The organism is Nostoc sp., from assembly GCF_036919895.1.
In the GTDB taxonomy this organism is placed as follows: Bacteria; Cyanobacteriota; Cyanobacteriia; order Cyanobacteriales; family Nostocaceae; genus Nostoc.
The window spans coordinates 134393-152687 of the sequence record NZ_JBALBW010000132.1 but is presented as its reverse complement, the minus strand read 5'-3'; the positions used below and the strand labels follow the sequence as shown (position 1 = coordinate 152687).

The following is an 18295-nucleotide window of genomic DNA, read 5'->3' as shown; positions in this document are numbered from 1 at the left end:
CTAGATTTTTATAATTCAGAATTTAAGGGCAAAATTACAGTAAATGTCGTGCCGACTCCAACTTGACTTGTGACGCTGATTTGACCCGTGTGAGCATCAACGCACCTGTCAACTATCAATAAAGCAATTTCAAAAGCATCTTGGACATCAAGCCCTTTCCAAGTTCTACTTTAACGATAGTAAGAGTGCTAAGGTTAACAAATTCTACATTTCTGGATTTTGTCAGCATACATAAGTAGTACTAAACAATACTTTCGATAGAGGGGCGAATCAGCAATAACTAGATTCTGGATAGATACACTCACATCACTAATTTATTTAAGATGATCCCAAGAATAAATGATTAGGAATGTAGTCATGGCTGAACAAGAAAAACAAAAATCTGATAATAAAGAAGGTACGCCTACGGCTTCTGGTGGCTACCAGACCCCCATTGAGGAAGGTATCCGCAAAACTGGCGATGCTGAAAAGAGTGATGCTAAACCCAGTGCTACACCAGAAGCACCAGGAGAGGATTCTGTAGCAGGTAGCCCCAATCAGGGAACCGAGTCACGTTAGATTGGTTTGGACTTTCCCAAGTTTCAATAGTCTAATTGGGTTGTTTCTACTAACGCGCATTTAGCAAAGTTTGAGTGGACAGTTGTGGTTTATATCACGATTATCCACTCATTTTTATTGTGTGAGAATCGTTTTCAGGGAGGATGGAGGCTGATGTGGTAAAGTGCGTAGGCGTAGCCCACCGTAGGTATCACTTTCGGATCATGGCCTTTTGTAGTAATTGTTATACTACAGCTAATTATTTAATTTTAATTATGAATTTGATATTTATATTTCTAAGTATAATATCTGAAGTTTATCAGCACAGCCTTGAATAAAAATCATCTATCCCTGAAATCGGCTAAACTTCATAATTCTTAATAATTTAGCTTCCTCTTGTGGCTGACAGAAGTCCCACAATCCCATAGGCTGATCTTAAAGTGGTAATTTTTCACTTAGTCGTTAATAACTACCCATACAGATAATGCCTCTGAAAATCGTCCAGAACTTTGATAGCAGTTTTACTCTTGAAACACAAGCTCAAGAAACTCTATTCAATTTATTGACAAGCGTTGCTTTCTTAAATCAAATTAGTCAACAGTTGCAGTGTGAGCAAGTTAAATTTACTGAATTACTTTTCCAACCAGTTCCTTACAGCTTAACTACCACTAAAGGAATGCCAGCCGAGTTTGAGAAATATCATGAATCTGATGAATATGCCATCATCAATGTACCGCCAAATTACATGTTTAGTGCTAAGGTTTTTAAACCAAGTCGCCTTTGTGCAATTTACCAAAAAATTGGTAATAGTTAATTTTGAAGATAATTTTTTCCTAATAGGCAAATAGTAAGTTTGATATTTGATGTATGGCTCTTGAAACGAATCTTTCTTCTTTAGCAACCTTGGAATATATTCCTTACATTGACGATCGCGGGCAATTACCCGAACAATTTCAGAGTAAAATTGGGGTATATGCTATCTTTGATCGAGAAAAAGTGCTGCAATTTGTGGGCTATTCTCGTGATGTTTATCTCAGCCTGAAACAGCATTTAGTCCGTCAGCCACAGCATTGCTATTGGGTCAAGGTTCAAACTATTGAACGCCCTAGTCGCACAATTTTAGAAAATACTGAAAATGCTTGGATTGCTGAAAATGGCAGTGTGCCTTGGGGAAATGGGGATAACAAGGAAAAATGGACGCATCCCATTGATGTAAAAGTTATCATGACACCTGAAGAACAAGCGAAATATCAAAATCCAGCTAATGATGAATTAGCACAAATAAAAATTCTTAAAAATGTGGCGCGGAGAGTAGAAGCAGAAATTTCAACACAATTGCTAGAAGTGCGGGGTTTGCAAATGCAAATTCGCTTTAATCCTAAATTGAAAGAAGAAGGTTTGCTGGATTTGAAATGAAGGTTGTTTTGGGGAAAACTATAGACATGAATATCGCTTATAATCTCCCATGACAATACAGCTGCTGAACGATCGCTATCAAGTTATCCGCACACTGGGCGCTGGTGGGTTTGGTGAAACCTATCTAGCAGAGGATACCTATATGCCCTCAAAGCGCCGTTGTGTGGTTAAACAACTAAGACCGATTCACAACAATCCCCAAATTTACCAGTTAGTGCAAGAGAGGTTTCAACGCGAAGCAGCAATTTTGGAACAACTCGGTGGCGCAAATGACCAAATTCCGGCATTATATGCCTACTTCTCTTCTGGCGGACAATTTTACTTAGTTCAGGAGTGGATTGAAGGCGATACCCTAACTGGAAAAATTCAAAAGCAAGGGCTATTTAGTGAAAGCGCTGTCCAGGAATTATTTATGAATTTATTACCCGTCCTGGATTACGTTCACTCTAAGCATATCGTTCACCGCGATATTAAACCGGATAACATCATTGTGCGCGATCGCGATGGTAAACCAGTGCTAATTGATTTTGGCGCTATCCGGGAATCAATGGGAACAGTAGTGAATTCTCAAGGCAATCCTACCAGTTCCATTGTAATTGGTACACCTGGCTATATGCCCAGCGAACAAGCCGCAGGTAGACCTGTTTATTCGAGTGATTTATACAGTTTAGGAATGACGGTAATTTATTTGCTGACTGGTAAACAGGCGCAACAACTAGAAACCGATTCCCAGACGGGTGAAATTGTCTGGCGACAATATGCGAGTCATATTAGCCCAATCGTAGCAGGAGCGATCGACAGAGCGATCGCATATCATCCGCGCGATCGCTACCCAACAGCCAGAGCAATGCTGGATACTTTGCAGAACATAGCAAATCCCATTCCAGCGACGCAACCCCTCTTGACTCAACCGACTATAGTCTCTGCACCGCCACCTCAGACAGTACCTGTTAAACCACAGCCTATCGCTCAAAGTAATAGTCAGAATAATATCCTGATCGGCAGTTTAATCGCAGGTGGGTTGATTGGTGCATCTGTGATTATTAGTCAAGTCTTAACAAAACCTACTCAATCTACAGCAGATAAAACGGTATTACCTTCAGAAACACCGTCAGCGATCGCAAGCCCGGTGATAGAAACTCCGATTATACCAACTAACCCATCTGTTCCTACTCAATCTACACCTTCCCCAGCTACATCAATATCGCCAGTAGCTACCACGACCGTCAACAATTATTTATGGCTTTCCCAAAAACTTGTAACTGATGCAGATTTGGAGGGTAAAGAGGGCTTGGAACTAGATATTATGCGAAATTCGATTTTTGCCCATCACGGTCGTCGTTTTGAGACTCCTGGATTGCAAGATTACTTTGACAAGCAACCTTGGTATAACCCTATATATTCACCAAAAGAATTTCCAACTAATTCGCTGTCAAAATTAGAGCAAAAGAATGTAGATTATATCGACAAATATCAAAATCGTTCCCGCGTGAGATATTTTAAGAAATAAGCTTTTGATTATTATACCATTTCACAAAATACCTGATATATTAGCAGGGGCATACTTCTGTATACTGGTATCGATATAAGCCCCAAAAATAGAATTCACGACTGCATAAACTCTCGTCTACTTCAGAGGACTAAGGGAAAATTAAGGTTTTAAAATCTTCCTGTGTGGGTTTTGTTTGTATTGATGCAGTTTCTAACCGCCTTTTTGTTAAGTTAACACCATTAACTGCTGTACGTCTTTACACCTACTGCAAATATTCTTGTAAATGCTATAAGTCGTAAGTGTATTAGCTTGGACTTATCAAACAATTCCTTGCTACTTATTAGATAATGTCTAGGTTAGGTAATGTAACATATTGCACAGACTATTATATGTTTTATGTTCTAAAATCGCTAGATATTGCAGACTAATCCTAGCGAAGCCTATATGGAGTCAGAAGTAGACTGTTTTTTTATCCCCGAAAATCCATCTCTAGATACTAGTCAGTTTCAGAACTAGACATTTATATGTAATATATAAATTTGCTATTTACGAGATTAGCAATCCATAAGTTAAAGAAATGCCATTTTTATATTTTCTTTGTTATTTTGTATTTAACGGGACAGTTCTTCCTGATTTGGTGGGTTTAAATAACAATTAGTTAAACCATTTATCTCCAAAGATGCATGTAAATTCTTTGAGTTGAGCTTATTTTGCTTCTTTCCTTACAAACAAGCAAAATGCAAATTGACTAGAGAAATTAGATGGTAATACTCCCAATCGGCAAATAGTTCATCTACACAAGGAAAACCTTGCCTAAAACCATGCTTAAAACAAATAATCGGCGTATTTTTCTATCTGCTTTTATTCCACCTTTAGGACAAAATCATCAAGCGGATAGTGAAAGCCAATTAGCTCAACCCAAATTAGATTTATTGCAACCATTACGTCAATGGCTAGACACAATTGAGATTCAAAATCGGAAATTAGCCAAATTTATTGCTAAACTGATTCCCGCCCAGTGTCCATTCGAGCGTGATATCATGCTTTTTGGTCGCAAAATAGCCCACATTCCACCAATGTGCAAGCTAAATCCGCTTTATAACGAACTTGTGTATTTACGTTTTCGCGCTTTGTGTTACCTAGTAGATCAGTGTGGAGAAGATATTCAATCTTACTGCTGAACATAACTAGAAAAAACACAATATGGAAATTAAAATTGAGCATCAACCCAGACAAGAACGCCTCAATGAACTGGGTGTCTATAAATGGGAAATTTGGAAAAAGGAAGTCTCAAAATTCTCTTGGACTTATGATTCTCAAGAAACTTGCTACTTTTTGGAAGGTAATCTAGTTGTTACTCCTGATGGTGGACAGCCAGTGCAAATGGGTAAAGGTGATTTGGTGATTGGTATGTCCTGCATCTGGGAAATCACAAGCGACGTGAAAAAACATTATTACTTTGATTAGCCAATAGATAAAAGCGATCCCCGTGAACTGACACGTTTACCATTGGTTTTTGAGCTTAAGATAACTACCAAAATAGTGTCCAAATTTTTGACACATTTGATTGAAAATATAGCTTTCGGCTACAGCATAAGTAATATATAGCAGTTTGCAACTAAATAAAGTACGCTCCTCCCCAACTCTACCCAATTCTTTGGGGAGGGTTGGGTACTTTTTTTACTCACCAACTTGAAATTTAGCGACAGAAGCGGCAAAGCAAGTAGCTGAGGCGATCGGCAATGTTGGTAAACAGATTATTTATGTTGACTGTAATGCGATCGCCCTTTGGATAAAATCATTACAATCCTCTCCAATGAAGCAATTTCCGACACTTCGATGACGCTGGAAGCTGACCCAAAACACGCTGAGATCGTTATTTGGTCAGTCTTGGGAGCGATTTTGAGGGAACAAGTAGGCGATCGCAACGTAACCCGAAACGCTGAGTAAACTAACCAAAAAAGCAGCCAAAACAAAAGTAGACATACACACTTCTACCCAAATGCCAAATAAACTTTATATTCTATACAATTCCAAAATCTCGACACCCATCAAAAAAACCAGATTTTGGATTAATCCGCTTTAGTTAAGGCTTCATCCTCTCTACCCCCCTTTTTAAGGAGGGAATAAAGCCCCCTAGAAAAGGGGGGTTTGGGGGCAGCAAGCGGCGCAAAAGATTACTAACGCCAAGCGGATTAAATTTTGTATATTTTTAAGTTAACAATTGGGTATGACACAACCGTGACTACCTTGTGTCAATACCTTGTATCTCAAGGGTTTTGACTCAAATTTAAGCCAAAGGTAGAAAAAATCTAAATGTACTGCCAACTCCCAACTCGCTTTCTACCTGAGTTTGACCGCCTTGTAGTTCAATCAAACGATGGGAAATAGTTAAGCCAATACCTGTCCCTCCCGAATGGCGATCGCGCGATTGGTCGGCTCGCCAGAAACGCTCAAACACATGAGGCAAATTTTCTGGAGCGATACCAATGCCTGTATCTATAACCGCAATCGAGAGTTGAGAAGCTTCAGTTCCAACACGAATCGTAATTGAACCTTCGTTAGTGTAACGCACCGCATTACCAAGCAAATTAACCAACACCTGTTCTGTGCGGTCAATATCCGCCAATACAAGAGGTAGCACAGATGGACATTGTAAGAGCAAAACTGGCCCGTCTTCTAACAGTTGATCGGTGAATTTTTCCACTAATGACTCCAACAACGGACGCAGATTTACCCGTTGGATATTAATTGGTAGATAACCAGCTTCTGCCTTAGACAGTTCTTGTAAATCGTTCACCAACCGCTCTAAGCGCCTAGTTTCTTTAGCTAAACGTCGATAAATTTCAGGAGATGCTTCAATTTCTCCATCAGCCAGTTCTTCTAAGTAACCACGCACAACTGTTAACGGTGTTCGTAATTCATGGGTCATATCTCCAATCACCTCTCGCCGCCGCGCTTCCACCCCTTCTAGACTGGCTGCCATCCGGTTAAAACTTGCACCCAGTCCATTCAGTTCTGGAATATCAGACATCGGTAATCGTGCATCCATCTGCCCAGCAGCAAATTTTTGGGTGATTTGTTCCATTTCTGTCAAGCGCTGCATAATCCGTCTGGACACCCAATAACTCAACCCTCCGGCGGCGGTAGTGCCGACTAAGACTGACCAAATAGTGCTTCGTTGCCAAGCAAGTTCAAATCCTGTAACCAATTCAGTCCGAACATCAATTAAGTCAAACCCCTCATTTTCTAATCGTTCCAAATGCAGGACAAATAAGTGGGGGGAAGAGATTTTACTAATACTCACCAGACTAGCTACCCCCACAATCATTACTACTAAGTGGGAGAAAAATAGGCGCGTTCTCAGCCCCATTTTCATAATATTTAGGGAACTCCAAAAAATAAATTATCCCAAATTCTAGACTTAACACGATTATTGCTCCCCCTGCTCCCTACCCCCAAAGCAAAGCAATGGGATATTTTTTTAGTTGGAAGCCCCTTACGCTATCGGAGGATCTTCAAATTTATAGCCCACACCAACAACAGTTTTAATAAAAGTAGGATTTGCCGAATCAGGCTCAATCTTTTTTCGCAACCGAGCTACATGAGTATCAACCACTCGTTCATCGCCAAAAAAGTTATCTCCCCAAAGTTTATCAATTAGTTGAGTACGGTTCCAAACTCGACCGGGATTGCTAACAAAGGTGGTTAGCAAATTAAATTCTAGGGTAGTTAAGTCCAAAATTTCTGGTTGCTGAGAATTCATCTGACGGCTAGCAGTGCGCTGGTCTACATCGACGATAAAGTGTTGGGTACGATTTACTTGATGTTGTCCCCCTTGGCGGAGACTACGCCGCAATAATGCCCGTACCCTAGCTACCAATTCTCTAGGGCTAAAGGGTTTTACCATGTAATCATCAGCACCAGTAGATAAACCAATCACGCGATCGATTTCCTCACCCTTAGCCGTAAGCATTAAAATGTAAGGATCTTTTGCACCTGGTTTCTGGCGAATTCTGGCACAAACTTCCAATCCATCCAAACCAGGAATCATTAAATCTAGAATGATTAGATCGGGTGGTTGCTCCTGAAACATCCGCAAAGCATTCATTCCATCGCGGCTAGTGCGACAAAAAAAACCTTCTTTTTCTAAAGATAGTTCAATTAAATGAGCAATTTCTGGTTCATCTTCAACTATTAAAATATCCATTTCAATTAATAATCAGACTTGGAGCAAATAAAGGGCAAACAAGGGGCAAAATCCCCTTGTTAAAAGTAGACAAACTTCCGCCAGAGTGGATTAAAGGTTTGAATTTGAAGGCGTGCGATAACTATAGCCAAGATTAGAATCTTTCTGAATGTGTGTTTTAATACTGTCGAGGTCAATGAAGCAGTCAGCAACATCAATCAAGCTTTCACTAGTACTAGTTTGTAGACTCACCACTTCCACTCGAACCCCCATTCTGCTGACAGCATTCACAGCATAAGCTAGATCGCCATCCCCACTAACTAAGACCGCAGTATCATAATAGGGAGCTAAAGTGATCATATCTACAGCAATTTCTACGTTCAGATTTGATTTTTTGAAATTCTCTGCTGGTTGCATGATATCTTTAGCCACTACACGATAGCCATTACGACGCATCCACAATAAAAAACCCTGTTGCTTTTCATTGCTGATATCAACCCCAGTATAGAAGAAAGCACGCAACAGTCTTGAACCATTAGTTAAATGACAAAGCAATTTAACGTAGTCAATTTCTATACCAAGTTGTAAAGCTGTATGAAATAGGTTTAAGCCATCAATAAAAATAGCAACTCGACCACGATTCAAGTTATTGACAATCGAACTATCATTTACTGTATCTTGTACTTTGGGATCTTTACCTTTGACCGTAGTATCAGTCAAATTTTGTCCTTGCCAATGCGGTTTAGCCTTGAGTACTTTAGGTTCTTTAAATTCATTTCTATGTTTGCTAAAATTAGTTATAATCATTGATACCTCTGATTTTAAAGATGAAAAAAGTTTTGGGTAAATTGTCTATAGTATAGTCTGTGCTAATTTATAACCCTAGCAGCTAATGGTCTTAAAGCACTACATACTAGATAAAGTTAACTGGTGCTAAACAGGATTCAAAGTAGGCAGATCAAGAGTTTGTCACATTAGTTAGGGTTGGTTTGACGAAATATTGCTTCTGTCCACAGATATGTTAATCTTTACCTACCGATACAGCAAGAGTTTGGAAAAAATAAATCTTACTGTAAGAGTAGAGGCAAGAATCAGCAAATTTAATCTATCTATTTTATTTTAGCTCTTGATTTAGTAAGCTTACAGCCAGGAAGTTGAGAGTTACCGCAGTCTAAGGACGCTCAAATACTGACGAACTAATAATGTAATATAGGAATCCGGTTTGATTTCTGAAAATATCCGTAGGATGTGTTAGCACGGAGAGTACGGCATCAAACCCTTGATAATAGTGCGTTACGAACTCCGTTCTAACACACTCTACTAATTTCGTTAAAAAATCAAATAGTAATCCTATATGCGATCGCTCCTCAAACTCCTCAAAAGGTAAGTTTTCTGAACGTATTGAGGTAATCTTAAATTCAATTCTTATAAAAGTTTATGTGAATGAGAAAGTGTTAAACGGTCAATATTCATAAAACACTGACGAAAATACAAGATTCCCGACTTCTTTTAAGAAGTCGGGAATCTGAATCTTAGTCTTTAACCAACTTATTCTTGGATGTGTAGTAAACCTTACTACCAGTATCAGGGACAAAATGGCAGCTGATACATGAATTCCATAATGACTTCCAAATTGGTTCTTCTGATTTGTGGAAATACTCACCCATCACTGGTTTGATTGCCTCAGTTGCCTTCAGCAAATTGTAGTGAGGAATGTTAAGGAATATATGGTGAGCAACATGAGTACCGATATCGTGATGGATATGATTAACTAAACCATAATCACGGTCAATACTAGAAATTGCGCCTTTTAGGAAAGTCCAATCTTCTCCACGATACCAGGGAAGCTCAGGCTCAGTGTGGTGTAAGAATGTCACCAAATCTAGCCAAACAATGAACACAAGGTAGGGGACAGCGTAATATTTCAGCAACCACATCCAGCCCCATTGGTAGGTGAGGAAACCCAGCAAACCTACCATCCCAATCAAAAGCACAGTACTAGTAATAACATCCCATTTTTCCGATGGTTTGAAAAGCGAACTACTGGGCAAAAAGTGGGAGCCTTCCTTATTAGGAGAACGCTTAAACAGATACACAGGATAAGCCAATAGAAAAACATAGTATCTGCCTATCTTTTGTGCTAAAGGCATCTCCTTATATTGCGATTCGCTTACCGGATACCAGCTTTCATCGTTATCGATGTTGCCAGTATTTTTGTGATGGGTTCTGTGGCTAATCCGCCAACCATGATAAGGAACAAGTATTGGTGTGTGAGAAAGATGTCCAATCAAATCATTGAGCCATTTATGCTTAGAAAAAGATTGGTGTCCGCAGTCATGTCCGACTACAAACAAAGCCCAAAACATCGTTCCTTGCATTAGCCAGAAAATCGGAAAGAAAAGCCAAGAATCCAGGGAAGAAGCAACTGCATAAAGCAGACCGATAATCAGGATGTCACGAAAGAAGTAAAAAAGTGATTTTGTCACATTGGGCTGAAAGCATTCAGCAGGAATTGCAACTTTTAAATCCTGAAGAGTGAAAGGCAATTTAGTCGTATCTTCAGACTTTTCACAGCCAGTAGAATCGTTGAACGTGATGATATTTGATGACACTGGATTCTTTTGATTGGATATAAATCGGAACTTTAATTGAGACAAGATCATCTCAACTCTAGAATGCCCACGATCCTAGCGATCGCTAACACACAAGAGGATAATTTCTGGCAATTTATCTAAAATTTTATTCATTAAACAATTGCCAGATTCTATTAAAACACAGCCCGATCAAAGCTCTCGTTAATTAAAGAGCGTGAGTGTAATCACGGCGCTATTTATTGCTGTGTGTAATGTTCGTTGAAAGTCTTATAGCCAACATCAGTTGTGTACAGTTGACACTCGTCTGTAATCTGCTTCATTAAAGGCCAAGAAAACTGACACTCATCATGGAGATAAGGCCCCCAATTTTCTTTGATGCTGCTGTAAGCTAACCGCAAATTATAAGAAGGAATCGCAGTGGAAATATGATGAGGGACATGAACATTGATATCGTGGCACAAGATTTCTACCCAACGCGGATAATCGCAATGAATAGTGCCAGATAACTGTGCTAGAGCCTCATTCCACTTATTTGCTGTCGCAAAAGGAACATCTGCGGCTGTATGGTGAACAATAGTAAAAGTACTCATCCAAAAATGGTAAATCATCCAGGGTACTAGCCAGAACTTGACAAATCCCCAGATACCAGTTGTGGCGATGAGAAGCGGAAAAGCGATCGCAGCAAATACAACCACTACAGCCACAGAAAGCTTGATGCTGGATTGGTCTTTAGTTTTGAAGTTCCGCCAATCAAAATGCACAACAGCCCAATGTCCGATAGAACCTACCCACCAGAGGCGTTTACGCATGAACAGCTTGAAAGCAGACTGACGGGTTGTATCCCAATTTTCAAACACTTCTGGTCTGATTGGATGCCAAGCGTTATCCTCATCCAGTTTATTGGTATGAGTATGGTGATAATTATGCTTAATGCGCCAACTATGAAAAGGATAAATTAAAGGCATCATGAAGAAATGCCCCACCAAATCATTTACCCAACGGCGTTTGGCAAAAGACCTATGACCACAATCATGACCAATTACAAAAAAACCTGTTAAAGCAGTACCCGTAAAAATCCAAGCTAGGGGCAAAAGAAACCAAGGAGTGATAATCAGGCTGTAATAACCCAAGGCAACTGCCAAGACACTTAGTATTACTTGTGTCCAAGCTTTGCGACGGTTCTGCTGAAAACATTCCCGTGGCAGGGTTTTGATAATATCTTTGAGCCGGAAGTCGGAATTACCAGGCTCGTCACTTAGTTTTTGGCTGTTAATTATTGATGTAGTCATGAACACCTGAAAAACAAAAAACTCCTCCACCAAGTCACAAAAAAGCAACTTGTCGCACAAATTCTTCACATTAGCGCTTCGGATTATAGCAACCTAATAGACACAAGCGCACCAGTAAGTATTATTAGTCAGGAGTCAAAAGTACAGAATTTTGACTAATAATTTTAGATTTTGGATTTTAGATTATTTCGGTTCATGTCCCGATGCCAAGTATCCTTGTGGTCTCTTTCAATTCAAAAGACGCAGGCTTTACACTACGCTATGGGCAATCCAAAATCCAAAATTGACTTACTGCTTTGTTGGGGCCAACTTCACATTACTAGCCAGGCCAACCGCTTGTAGCAATTGAACTGTCATCCAAGTTAAATCGATTTCCCACCATTCCAGCCCATGACGAGCCGAGTATTGAAAGGCATGATGGTTATTGTGCCAGCCTTCACCGAATACCAGTACAGCTACCCACCAGCAATTAGTCGAGCGATCGCCAGAATCATAGCTCTGATAGCCAAATTTATGAGTCGCACTGTTTACCAACCAAGTGCAGTGATAAACCCAGACAATGCGAACAAAAACTCCCCAAATAACAAAGGGCCAGCCACCCAGAAGCAAAAGCAATACACCCAAGGCAATCTGGATCAAAATGAAATATTTTTCTAAAAACTGATAAACTGGGTCTTCGGCAATATCTTTGGTGAAACGAGGAACATCAGCGTGAGCGGGACAATAATGAGTCAGCCAACCCATGTGGCTCCACCAAAAGCCTTTATTAGAATCATGGGGATCGGTATCCGTATCAGAATTTAAATGATGAATCCGATGTGTCCCGATCCACTCAATTGGGCCTCCTTGACAGGAGAGTGTCCCAAAGAAAACCAGAAGATATTCTAGCCACTTGGGAGTTTGAAAACTGCGGTGGGTAACAAGGCGGTGAAATCCTAGAGTAACGCCTAAACCGCCAGTCACCCAGTACAGCAAGAAACCCACACCAACTGCCGTCCAGCTAAAGTTACCAGGAACAAAGGCAAATAAAGCGCCGATGTGCAGTCCAATGAAAAACAGGGTGTTAACCCAGTTAATTTGAGGTTTGGTTGAAGTAGCAATTGTCATGCGATAACCTGAATTTGAATTTTCCTGCCTAGTCTGTGCGATTTTAAAATCCGCATATCTATAATTTAATTTTTTTTGAACGAGGAACTGATGAACAGCTTAGAACAGCTGCGGCAAGCAGAACAGGCACTATTAGAAATTTTTTCTGGAATTGACACTCAGGTCAAGCATAATCTAAAACGAGTGCTGGATGCCTTTCGTAATCACCGTGTGGGCGCACACCACTTTGCTGGTGTAAGTGGCTATGGTCACGATGATTTAGGACGAGAAACTTTAGATAAAGTTTTTGCCGAAGTTATGGGTGCTGAAGCTGCGGCTGTGCGGGTGCAGTTCGTTTCTGGAACTCATGCGATTGCCTGTGCTTTGTTTGGTGTTCTCCGTCCCGGAGATGAAATGTTAGCAGTGGTCGGTTCTCCCTACGATACGCTTGAAGAAGTCATTGGTTTACGGGGTCAAGGTCAAGGCTCCCTGATCGAGTTTGGCATAAATTACCGCCAATTGGAGCTAACCCCCGAAGGAACTATAGATTGGCCAGCTTTAAGTACTAATGTGACTGAAAATACTCGTTTAGTGTTAATTCAGCGCTCTTGTGGCTATTCTTGGCGACCTAGTTTATCAATTGCCGATATTGAAAAAATTGTCCACTTAGTCAAACAGCAAAACCCGAACACCGTTTGCTTTGTGGATAACTGCTACGGCGAATTTATTGAAACAAAGGAACCTACAGGTGTAGGTGCTGATTTAATGGCGGGATCGCTAATTAAAAATCCTGGTGGAACCATTGTCAGCGCTGGTGGTTATGTCGCCGGTCGCGCCGACTTAGTAGAAGCATCAGCTTGTCGCCTCACTGCTCCCGGTATCGGTAGTTATGGTGGTGCTACTTTTGACCAAAATCGCCTGCTGTTCCAAGGTTTATTTCTAGCGCCGCAAATGGTCGGGGAGGCTATGAAAGGGACATATTTAACTGGTTATGTATTTGATAAACTCGGTTATCCAGTGAATCCCGCACCCTTGGCTCCCCGTGGTGATGTAATTCAAGCAATTAAACTTGGTTCAGCCGAAAAGCTAATTGCTTTCTGTAAAGCCATCCAACAGCATTCTCCCATTGGTTCTTACTTAGATCCTATCCCAGATGAAATGCCGGGGTATGAGAGCAAAGTAGTCATGGCTGGAGGGACATTTATTGAGGGGAGTACTTTGGAATTATCGGCTGATGGGCCAATGCGATCGCCTTATGTGGTTTATTGCCAGGGGGGAACTCATTGGACTCATGTAGCGATCGCCTTAGAGGCTGCGATCGATGCAATAGGAAATGCTGGCGAGGTTTATTGAGAAATTGGTGAAAGGCGATCGCCTCACATTTTTATTGTGCAATTCTCAAAGCAATACGCGGTAGGGGCGCACAGCTAGCTGTGCGCCCCTAAACTACACGCAATTGAAAACAGCTTGTTCTCTATGGTTTAATTTTCATCACACCCGTGGACTTGAGCCGGTGGACTAGTTGCTTCAACATCTGTGAATGGTTCCAAGATGTTGTATGTGTGGCTGGCTCCTATGGGCACAACCCCCGGTAGCGAGTTTGCGTTCGCTTTTAGCGTCTCGTAGAGAACGTCATTACGAATTAGGAATTATATTGACACCGCCACCCCTGTAGTCGGCTTAGGAGCTTGAACTTGAACAGCTATCCGCGCCCGATATAGTTCTGCTAATCGCTGTTCGGATTTCAATAAATCGTGGTAAATTTCTTTGAAAATAGCAGTCGCTACTGGGTCAGTTAACATTGCACACAAATTACCAATATCGCCTATACCAGTTTGCACATCCCCTAAAGCAGAACGTAACTGATATATGTCATCACTTCCTGTCAAGGCAGTTTTCACCTTGGCATACTGATTAGCAATGTTTGCCCCTAAAGAAGGTTTTTCACCCAAATGATGAAGATAGATTTCCAGTTTTTCAATGTGGCGCTGTTTATTAGCAATTATTTCTTGAAAGACTGAGTTTACTTCGTTATCTGATTCCTTTTCTAAGTATTTCTCAAATGCTTCTAGAGAATAACGTTCACCAGCAAGGGCATTATTTAAACCTCTGCTGATATCACCTTTAGTTGAGCCACCCCAAGCATCAGCTAGTTTCCACCATTCAGCACTTGTGTCTTTCTCATCTGGTAATGCCGCATCTTTGCCACCATAACCCAAACGGCTTAATATAGCTGTGGTGAAAATTGGCAAATCTCCAGGTTCACGAGATGTAATCAAATTCCCGTCAACTACCACCGGCTCATCTAGATAATTTGCGCCAGCGTTAATCATATCCTTGGCAATAGCACTAAAACCAGTGGCTTGTTTGCCTTTGAGTAAATCGCCATCAATCAAAACTTGTGGGCCATGACAAACCGCAGCTACTAATTTTCCTTGTTGTACAGCTTCTTGGACAAAACGTACTGTATTGGTATTCCGCCGCATTTTATCGGGAGCCATCCCACCAGGAATTATCACCGCATCAAATTGGGCTGCGATCGCTTCTGTTGTAGTACCATCAGCTTGAATACTAAGTTTGCCGTGTTTACCCTTATATTTTTCATTCATTCGGGAACCAAGGACTACTACCTCTATTCCAGCTTGTTTTAGTCCATTATAAGGAACTGTAAATTCGGCATCCTCTACTGCCTGTTCAATGAGGATGGCAACTTTTTTATTCTCGGAATGATTGTTATAGTCAGTCATAGATTGCATTGCCTGTTTATTTCTAGTTTTTAACTAGCTACAATATTCATCAAGGACAGTTAAAGTGTCTGGGTTTTTAACGGAATAGAACCACTCAAATTCTGTTTTTTTCCTAATAAAAAATAGCTATGAGTGAGAAGTTAACTAATGAATAATTTCGGTTTAAAACTCCTAACTCATAACTAAAAATTTCAACTACAAGTTGCTTGACCATGATTTCATATTTCCAATCTTACTGGTGCGATCGCTCCTTTAGCTTCGTTCCAAGGGGATAGATTCTTTTATTTCTAAAGCTATACATCTCTAGCAAGATAACTTCTCGGTCGGAAAACGTTATTGTGATAATGCAGAAAAAGGCTATTATCATGGCAAAAAAAAATCATAATCATAATGACGAAATTCAAACCAATGATTTGCCACAGGAAATTACCGAATCCTACGGTACTGGTGTGAAAGAATTGCCAGGATACAATATTGCTGGGCGCTCAATGAAAGAAGAAAGAGGTGAGTATACAGAAACTAGTCCTGAAATGACTGGTGATGTTGATGTTTATAGGCAAGATGCAGATGCAGTTGGAGATGAAGCTGTTGGTGGTAGCACCGCCACTCCCGATCATAATGTAACTGAAGAGCTAGAAGCAGCAGTGGGGCTAGAAATGGATGACTCTGAGTTTCTCCATACCAATGATATTTTAGAGGATCGTGATGGCGATCGCTGGGAGTTAGATCCAAAGTCTTCAGAAGATTATCAAGCTCGGCGATAATAATTACTTCTTAAAATCCTCCTTAAAAAGGAGGATTTACAGCAGTTTTTTATCAAACCCACCACAAAAATAAATCCTAAAACAAAGTCCAATATTGGTTTTAGTACTTTTAACTGTGGCACGTTTGATTAAAATTCGCTGTAAGAGGATCTAATTTAGCCATCACCATCACTTTTAAAAAGTTCTCTACCTACTATCTAAAGAAAGTTAACATCTATCTCAAGTTCAAGATTGGGGGAGGTTCGTCGAACCGATCGCTGCTTGATAGCGACCAAGAGCGATTAAAGGAAAGTATTGTTGATACAGATGATATTTGAGATAGAAATGGCAAGGAAAGCCAGTCCCAGTAAAATCAGCCTCAAACCAAGTACCATCAGGCTGTTGAGTTGCAACTAGATAGTTAATTCCCTTCTCAATAGCCTCAAGAGCTAATTTACCAGTTGCTTCATCTGCTGCCAAGAGGCCAATTAAAGCCCAAGCTGTTTGAGATGCAGTACTATTTCCTTTTCCTTTGAGACTGGGATCGTCATAGCTGCGGCAAGTCTCACCCCAACCACCATCGGGGTTTTGACATCCCACTAACCAAGCTGCTCCCCGTTCTATACTGAGTTTATGCCTTTGAGGATCAATTAACGCTAAGGCTGACAAAACGCTACTCGTACCGTAAATATAATTTACACCCCAACGACCAAACCAACAGCCTTCGGTTTCTTGTTCGCCCAAAAGATAAGTTAGCGATCGCTCCAAATTATCACTATCAATTGTCAAGTCACAAGCACCAAGCATTTCTATGACTCTAGCCGTAACATCTGCGGTGTTTGGATCGATCATGGCTTTCAAGTCGCCATAAGGAATAGAGTTGAGCCAATCTCGATCGTTATCCAAATCAAAGGCAGCCCAACCACCCGGTTTACATTGCATAGATGCAATCCAGTTTACCGCCCGTGCGATCGCAGCCTGTTTGATTTTTTCGTTGGGAAGTTTCGCTAAATGTAGTGCCATCACCACCACCGCCGAGTCGTCTACATCGGGATAAAAGCGATTCTCAAACTCAAAAGCCCAAGCCCCTGGTTTTCCCTGACGATTTTTTACAGCCCAATCGCCATAATCCAAAATTTGTTTTTGCAACAACCATTCACCCGCCTTTACCACAGCCGGATCATCTGGTGCAAAGCCAGATTCTACCAAAGCACGCATCGCCCAAGCTGTATCCCAAACTGGTGAAATACAAGGCTGTACCCGATAGCTATTTTCTGTTTCAATGGCAAAGTTATCAATTGCTTGCAAACCTCGTTCCACAATCGGGTCGCTTCGGTCATAATCCAGACAGCGCAAAGCTAGCATTGAATTTAACATCGCCGGAATAATGCCCCCCCAGTCGCCTGTAGCTTCTTGGCGTTCTAAAATCCATTTTTCGGCGGCTTTGATGCCTTCTTCACGAAAAGGTACTAAATTTAGGCTTTCTGCAAACTTGAAACCACGATCTAGGGTGAGGAATAAATCTGTCCAATCGCCACTTTCGGGTAATTCCCACCGGACGCGATCGACACCTTCAGCGTATAGCTCATCTAGGTTGATAGTTGGGTTAGTGATAAAAACAGGTTTGCGATCGCATACAATCAACAACGGTACTGTACTGGAACGTGCCCAACTAGACATCTCGTAGATATTAACTGGGAAAGCTTCGGGCAACAGCATGATCCAAGGCGGTAGCGAGGGAATACCGCGCCAGTTGTAGCAGCCAATCAAAGCTAGGTGCAACTTAGTAAAAATTCGAGTTTTGCTAACACCGCCCCGTTTGAGAATAAAAGCTTGCGCCCGAATCATCGCCGGATCGTTTGCTGGTACACCTAGCAGCCTCAGCGCCATGTAAGCTTCAACTGAAGTGCTAAGTTCTCCGCCATCACCGTAGAAAAGTTCCCAGCCGCCATGCTGTCGTTGCTCTTGACGCAGATATGCTGCAATTTTGTGTAAAGGTCTGGTTTGGTCTGTTCCCCAAATCTTATGCAAAAGAACGGCTTCAGCAGTGATGGTGACATTAGATTCTAACTCTGCCCACCAGTAACCTGCCGGATTTTGAATCGAAAGCAGATATTCTTGGCTGGCTGCGATCGCTTCGGCAATTTGATTGACTTTTACCCTGTCTTGTGTTTGCATCAAATCCTATCTAACCTCACACTC

The 18295-nt window shown here is 41.1% G+C and carries 18 protein-coding genes and 1 pseudogene; 9 read left to right on the top strand and 10 right to left on the bottom strand.

The window, feature by feature from the left end; all coding sequences use genetic code 11:
• Positions 1 to 8 precede the first annotated feature (8 nt).
• Positions 9 to 119, bottom strand: coding sequence for a hypothetical protein (locus V7K55_RS25965; protein ID WP_442949117.1), 111 nt, complete (start codon positions 117 to 119; stop codon positions 9 to 11).
• A gap of 238 nt (positions 120 to 357) precedes the next feature.
• On the opposite strand from V7K55_RS25965, the gene V7K55_RS25960 reads away from it, so the two are divergent.
• From V7K55_RS25960 to V7K55_RS25930, 7 genes are all read left to right on the top strand, one after another.
• A complete protein-coding gene (locus tag V7K55_RS25960) occupies positions 358 to 558 on the top strand; it encodes a hypothetical protein (RefSeq protein WP_094331830.1) in 201 nt (66 codons plus the stop codon).
• A gap of 463 nt (positions 559 to 1021) precedes the next feature.
• The gene (locus V7K55_RS25955) at positions 1022 to 1351 is read left to right on the top strand and encodes a hypothetical protein (RefSeq protein WP_334835990.1); all 330 of its coding nucleotides are present in this window, start codon (positions 1022 to 1024) and stop codon (positions 1349 to 1351) included.
• 53 nt (positions 1352 to 1404) lie between these two features.
• On the top strand, positions 1405 to 1953 hold the full coding sequence (locus V7K55_RS25950) for a GIY-YIG nuclease family protein (protein ID WP_094344819.1): 549 nt from the start codon (positions 1405 to 1407) through the stop codon (positions 1951 to 1953).
• Between the two features lie 49 nt (positions 1954 to 2002).
• Positions 2003 to 3463 carry a protein kinase domain-containing protein gene (locus V7K55_RS25945; RefSeq protein ID WP_334835988.1) on the top strand — a complete coding sequence of 487 codons (1461 nt, stop codon included), beginning with the start codon at positions 2003 to 2005 and terminating at the stop codon, positions 3461 to 3463.
• Positions 3464 to 4266: 803 nt separating this feature from the next.
• Complete coding sequence (locus tag V7K55_RS25940) at positions 4267 to 4626, top strand: Mo-dependent nitrogenase C-terminal domain-containing protein (protein ID WP_334713515.1); 360 nt, start codon at positions 4267 to 4269, stop codon at positions 4624 to 4626.
• Positions 4627 to 4648: 22 nt separating this feature from the next.
• Positions 4649 to 4912 (top strand): cupin domain-containing protein, encoded by a 264-nt coding sequence (locus V7K55_RS25935; protein WP_334835986.1) that lies wholly within the window; start codon positions 4649 to 4651, stop codon positions 4910 to 4912.
• Between the two features lie 321 nt (positions 4913 to 5233).
• Positions 5234 to 5395, top strand: coding sequence for a hypothetical protein (locus V7K55_RS25930; protein ID WP_334835984.1), 162 nt, complete (start codon positions 5234 to 5236; stop codon positions 5393 to 5395).
• 340 nt (positions 5396 to 5735) lie between these two features.
• On the opposite strand, the gene V7K55_RS25925 is transcribed toward V7K55_RS25930, so the two are convergent.
• The 6 genes from V7K55_RS25925 to V7K55_RS25900 all read right to left on the bottom strand — a co-directional run bounded on the left by V7K55_RS25925 (position 5736) and on the right by V7K55_RS25900 (position 12624).
• Positions 5736 to 6824, bottom strand: a complete 1089-nt coding sequence (locus V7K55_RS25925; RefSeq protein ID WP_334835982.1) for a sensor histidine kinase — start codon at positions 6822 to 6824, stop codon at positions 5736 to 5738.
• A gap of 120 nt (positions 6825 to 6944) precedes the next feature.
• On the bottom strand, positions 6945 to 7655 hold the full coding sequence (locus tag V7K55_RS25920) for a response regulator transcription factor (protein ID WP_334835980.1): 711 nt from the start codon (positions 7653 to 7655) through the stop codon (positions 6945 to 6947).
• Between the two features lie 90 nt (positions 7656 to 7745).
• Positions 7746 to 8441 (bottom strand): LabA-like NYN domain-containing protein, encoded by a 696-nt coding sequence (locus V7K55_RS25915; RefSeq protein ID WP_334835978.1) that lies wholly within the window; start codon positions 8439 to 8441, stop codon positions 7746 to 7748.
• A gap of 725 nt (positions 8442 to 9166) precedes the next feature.
• A complete protein-coding gene (locus V7K55_RS25910) occupies positions 9167 to 10246 on the bottom strand; it encodes a fatty acid desaturase (protein ID WP_334835976.1) in 1080 nt (359 codons plus the stop codon).
• A 218-nt stretch (positions 10247 to 10464) separates the two neighbouring features.
• The gene (locus V7K55_RS25905; RefSeq protein ID WP_334835974.1) at positions 10465 to 11517 is read right to left on the bottom strand and encodes a fatty acid desaturase; all 1053 of its coding nucleotides are present in this window, start codon (positions 11515 to 11517) and stop codon (positions 10465 to 10467) included.
• Positions 11518 to 11805: 288 nt separating this feature from the next.
• Positions 11806 to 12624 (bottom strand): acyl-CoA desaturase, encoded by an 819-nt coding sequence (locus tag V7K55_RS25900; RefSeq protein WP_334835971.1) that lies wholly within the window; start codon positions 12622 to 12624, stop codon positions 11806 to 11808.
• Between the two features lie 90 nt (positions 12625 to 12714).
• On the opposite strand from V7K55_RS25900, the gene V7K55_RS25895 reads away from it, so the two are divergent.
• Positions 12715 to 13956 (top strand): methionine gamma-lyase family protein, encoded by a 1242-nt coding sequence (locus V7K55_RS25895; protein WP_334835970.1) that lies wholly within the window; start codon positions 12715 to 12717, stop codon positions 13954 to 13956.
• 128 nt (positions 13957 to 14084) lie between these two features.
• Here V7K55_RS25895 and V7K55_RS25890 read toward each other — a convergent pair.
• A pseudogene (locus V7K55_RS25890) lies at positions 14085 to 14189 on the bottom strand (cupin domain-containing protein); the annotation flags it as partial.
• A gap of 63 nt (positions 14190 to 14252) precedes the next feature.
• Positions 14253 to 15350: a DJ-1/PfpI/YhbO family deglycase/protease gene (locus V7K55_RS25885; RefSeq protein WP_334835968.1), complete on the bottom strand. Its 1098-nt coding sequence runs from the start codon at positions 15348 to 15350 to the stop codon at positions 14253 to 14255.
• 365 nt (positions 15351 to 15715) lie between these two features.
• On the opposite strand from V7K55_RS25885, the gene V7K55_RS25880 reads away from it, so the two are divergent.
• Positions 15716 to 16114 (top strand): DUF6335 family protein, encoded by a 399-nt coding sequence (locus V7K55_RS25880; protein WP_334835967.1) that lies wholly within the window; start codon positions 15716 to 15718, stop codon positions 16112 to 16114.
• Positions 16115 to 16339: 225 nt separating this feature from the next.
• On the opposite strand, the gene shc is transcribed toward V7K55_RS25880, so the two are convergent.
• Positions 16340 to 18271: a squalene--hopene cyclase gene (gene shc, locus V7K55_RS25875; protein WP_334835965.1), complete on the bottom strand. Its 1932-nt coding sequence runs from the start codon at positions 18269 to 18271 to the stop codon at positions 16340 to 16342.
• Positions 18272 to 18295: the final 24 nt, after the last annotated feature.

Excerpts from the sequence above, each read along its gene's own strand:
- V7K55_RS25915 (WP_334835978.1), bottom strand. The coding sequence starts at position 8,441 with ATGATTATAACTAATTTTAGCAAACATAGAAATGAATTTAAAGAACCT.
- V7K55_RS25905 (WP_334835974.1), bottom strand. The coding sequence starts at position 11,517 with ATGACTACATCAATAATTAACAGCCAAAAACTAAGTGACGAGCCTGGT.
- V7K55_RS25920 (WP_334835980.1), bottom strand. The coding sequence starts at position 7,655 with ATGGATATTTTAATAGTTGAAGATGAACCAGAAATTGCTCATTTAATT.
- V7K55_RS25925 (WP_334835982.1), bottom strand. The coding sequence starts at position 6,824 with ATGAAAATGGGGCTGAGAACGCGCCTATTTTTCTCCCACTTAGTAGTA.
- V7K55_RS25900 (WP_334835971.1), bottom strand. The coding sequence starts at position 12,624 with ATGACAATTGCTACTTCAACCAAACCTCAAATTAACTGGGTTAACACC.
- V7K55_RS25895 (WP_334835970.1), top strand. The coding sequence starts at position 12,715 with ATGAACAGCTTAGAACAGCTGCGGCAAGCAGAACAGGCACTATTAGAA.
- V7K55_RS25960 (WP_094331830.1), top strand. The coding sequence starts at position 358 with ATGGCTGAACAAGAAAAACAAAAATCTGATAATAAAGAAGGTACGCCT.
- V7K55_RS25880 (WP_334835967.1), top strand. The coding sequence starts at position 15,716 with ATGGCAAAAAAAAATCATAATCATAATGACGAAATTCAAACCAATGAT.
- shc (WP_334835965.1), bottom strand. The coding sequence starts at position 18,271 with ATGCAAACACAAGACAGGGTAAAAGTCAATCAAATTGCCGAAGCGATC.
- V7K55_RS25940 (WP_334713515.1), top strand. The coding sequence starts at position 4,267 with ATGCTTAAAACAAATAATCGGCGTATTTTTCTATCTGCTTTTATTCCA.
- V7K55_RS25885 (WP_334835968.1), bottom strand. The coding sequence starts at position 15,350 with ATGACTGACTATAACAATCATTCCGAGAATAAAAAAGTTGCCATCCTC.
- V7K55_RS25955 (WP_334835990.1), top strand. The coding sequence starts at position 1,022 with ATGCCTCTGAAAATCGTCCAGAACTTTGATAGCAGTTTTACTCTTGAA.
- V7K55_RS25950 (WP_094344819.1), top strand. The coding sequence starts at position 1,405 with ATGGCTCTTGAAACGAATCTTTCTTCTTTAGCAACCTTGGAATATATT.
- V7K55_RS25935 (WP_334835986.1), top strand. The coding sequence starts at position 4,649 with ATGGAAATTAAAATTGAGCATCAACCCAGACAAGAACGCCTCAATGAA.
- V7K55_RS25945 (WP_334835988.1), top strand. The coding sequence starts at position 2,003 with ATGACAATACAGCTGCTGAACGATCGCTATCAAGTTATCCGCACACTG.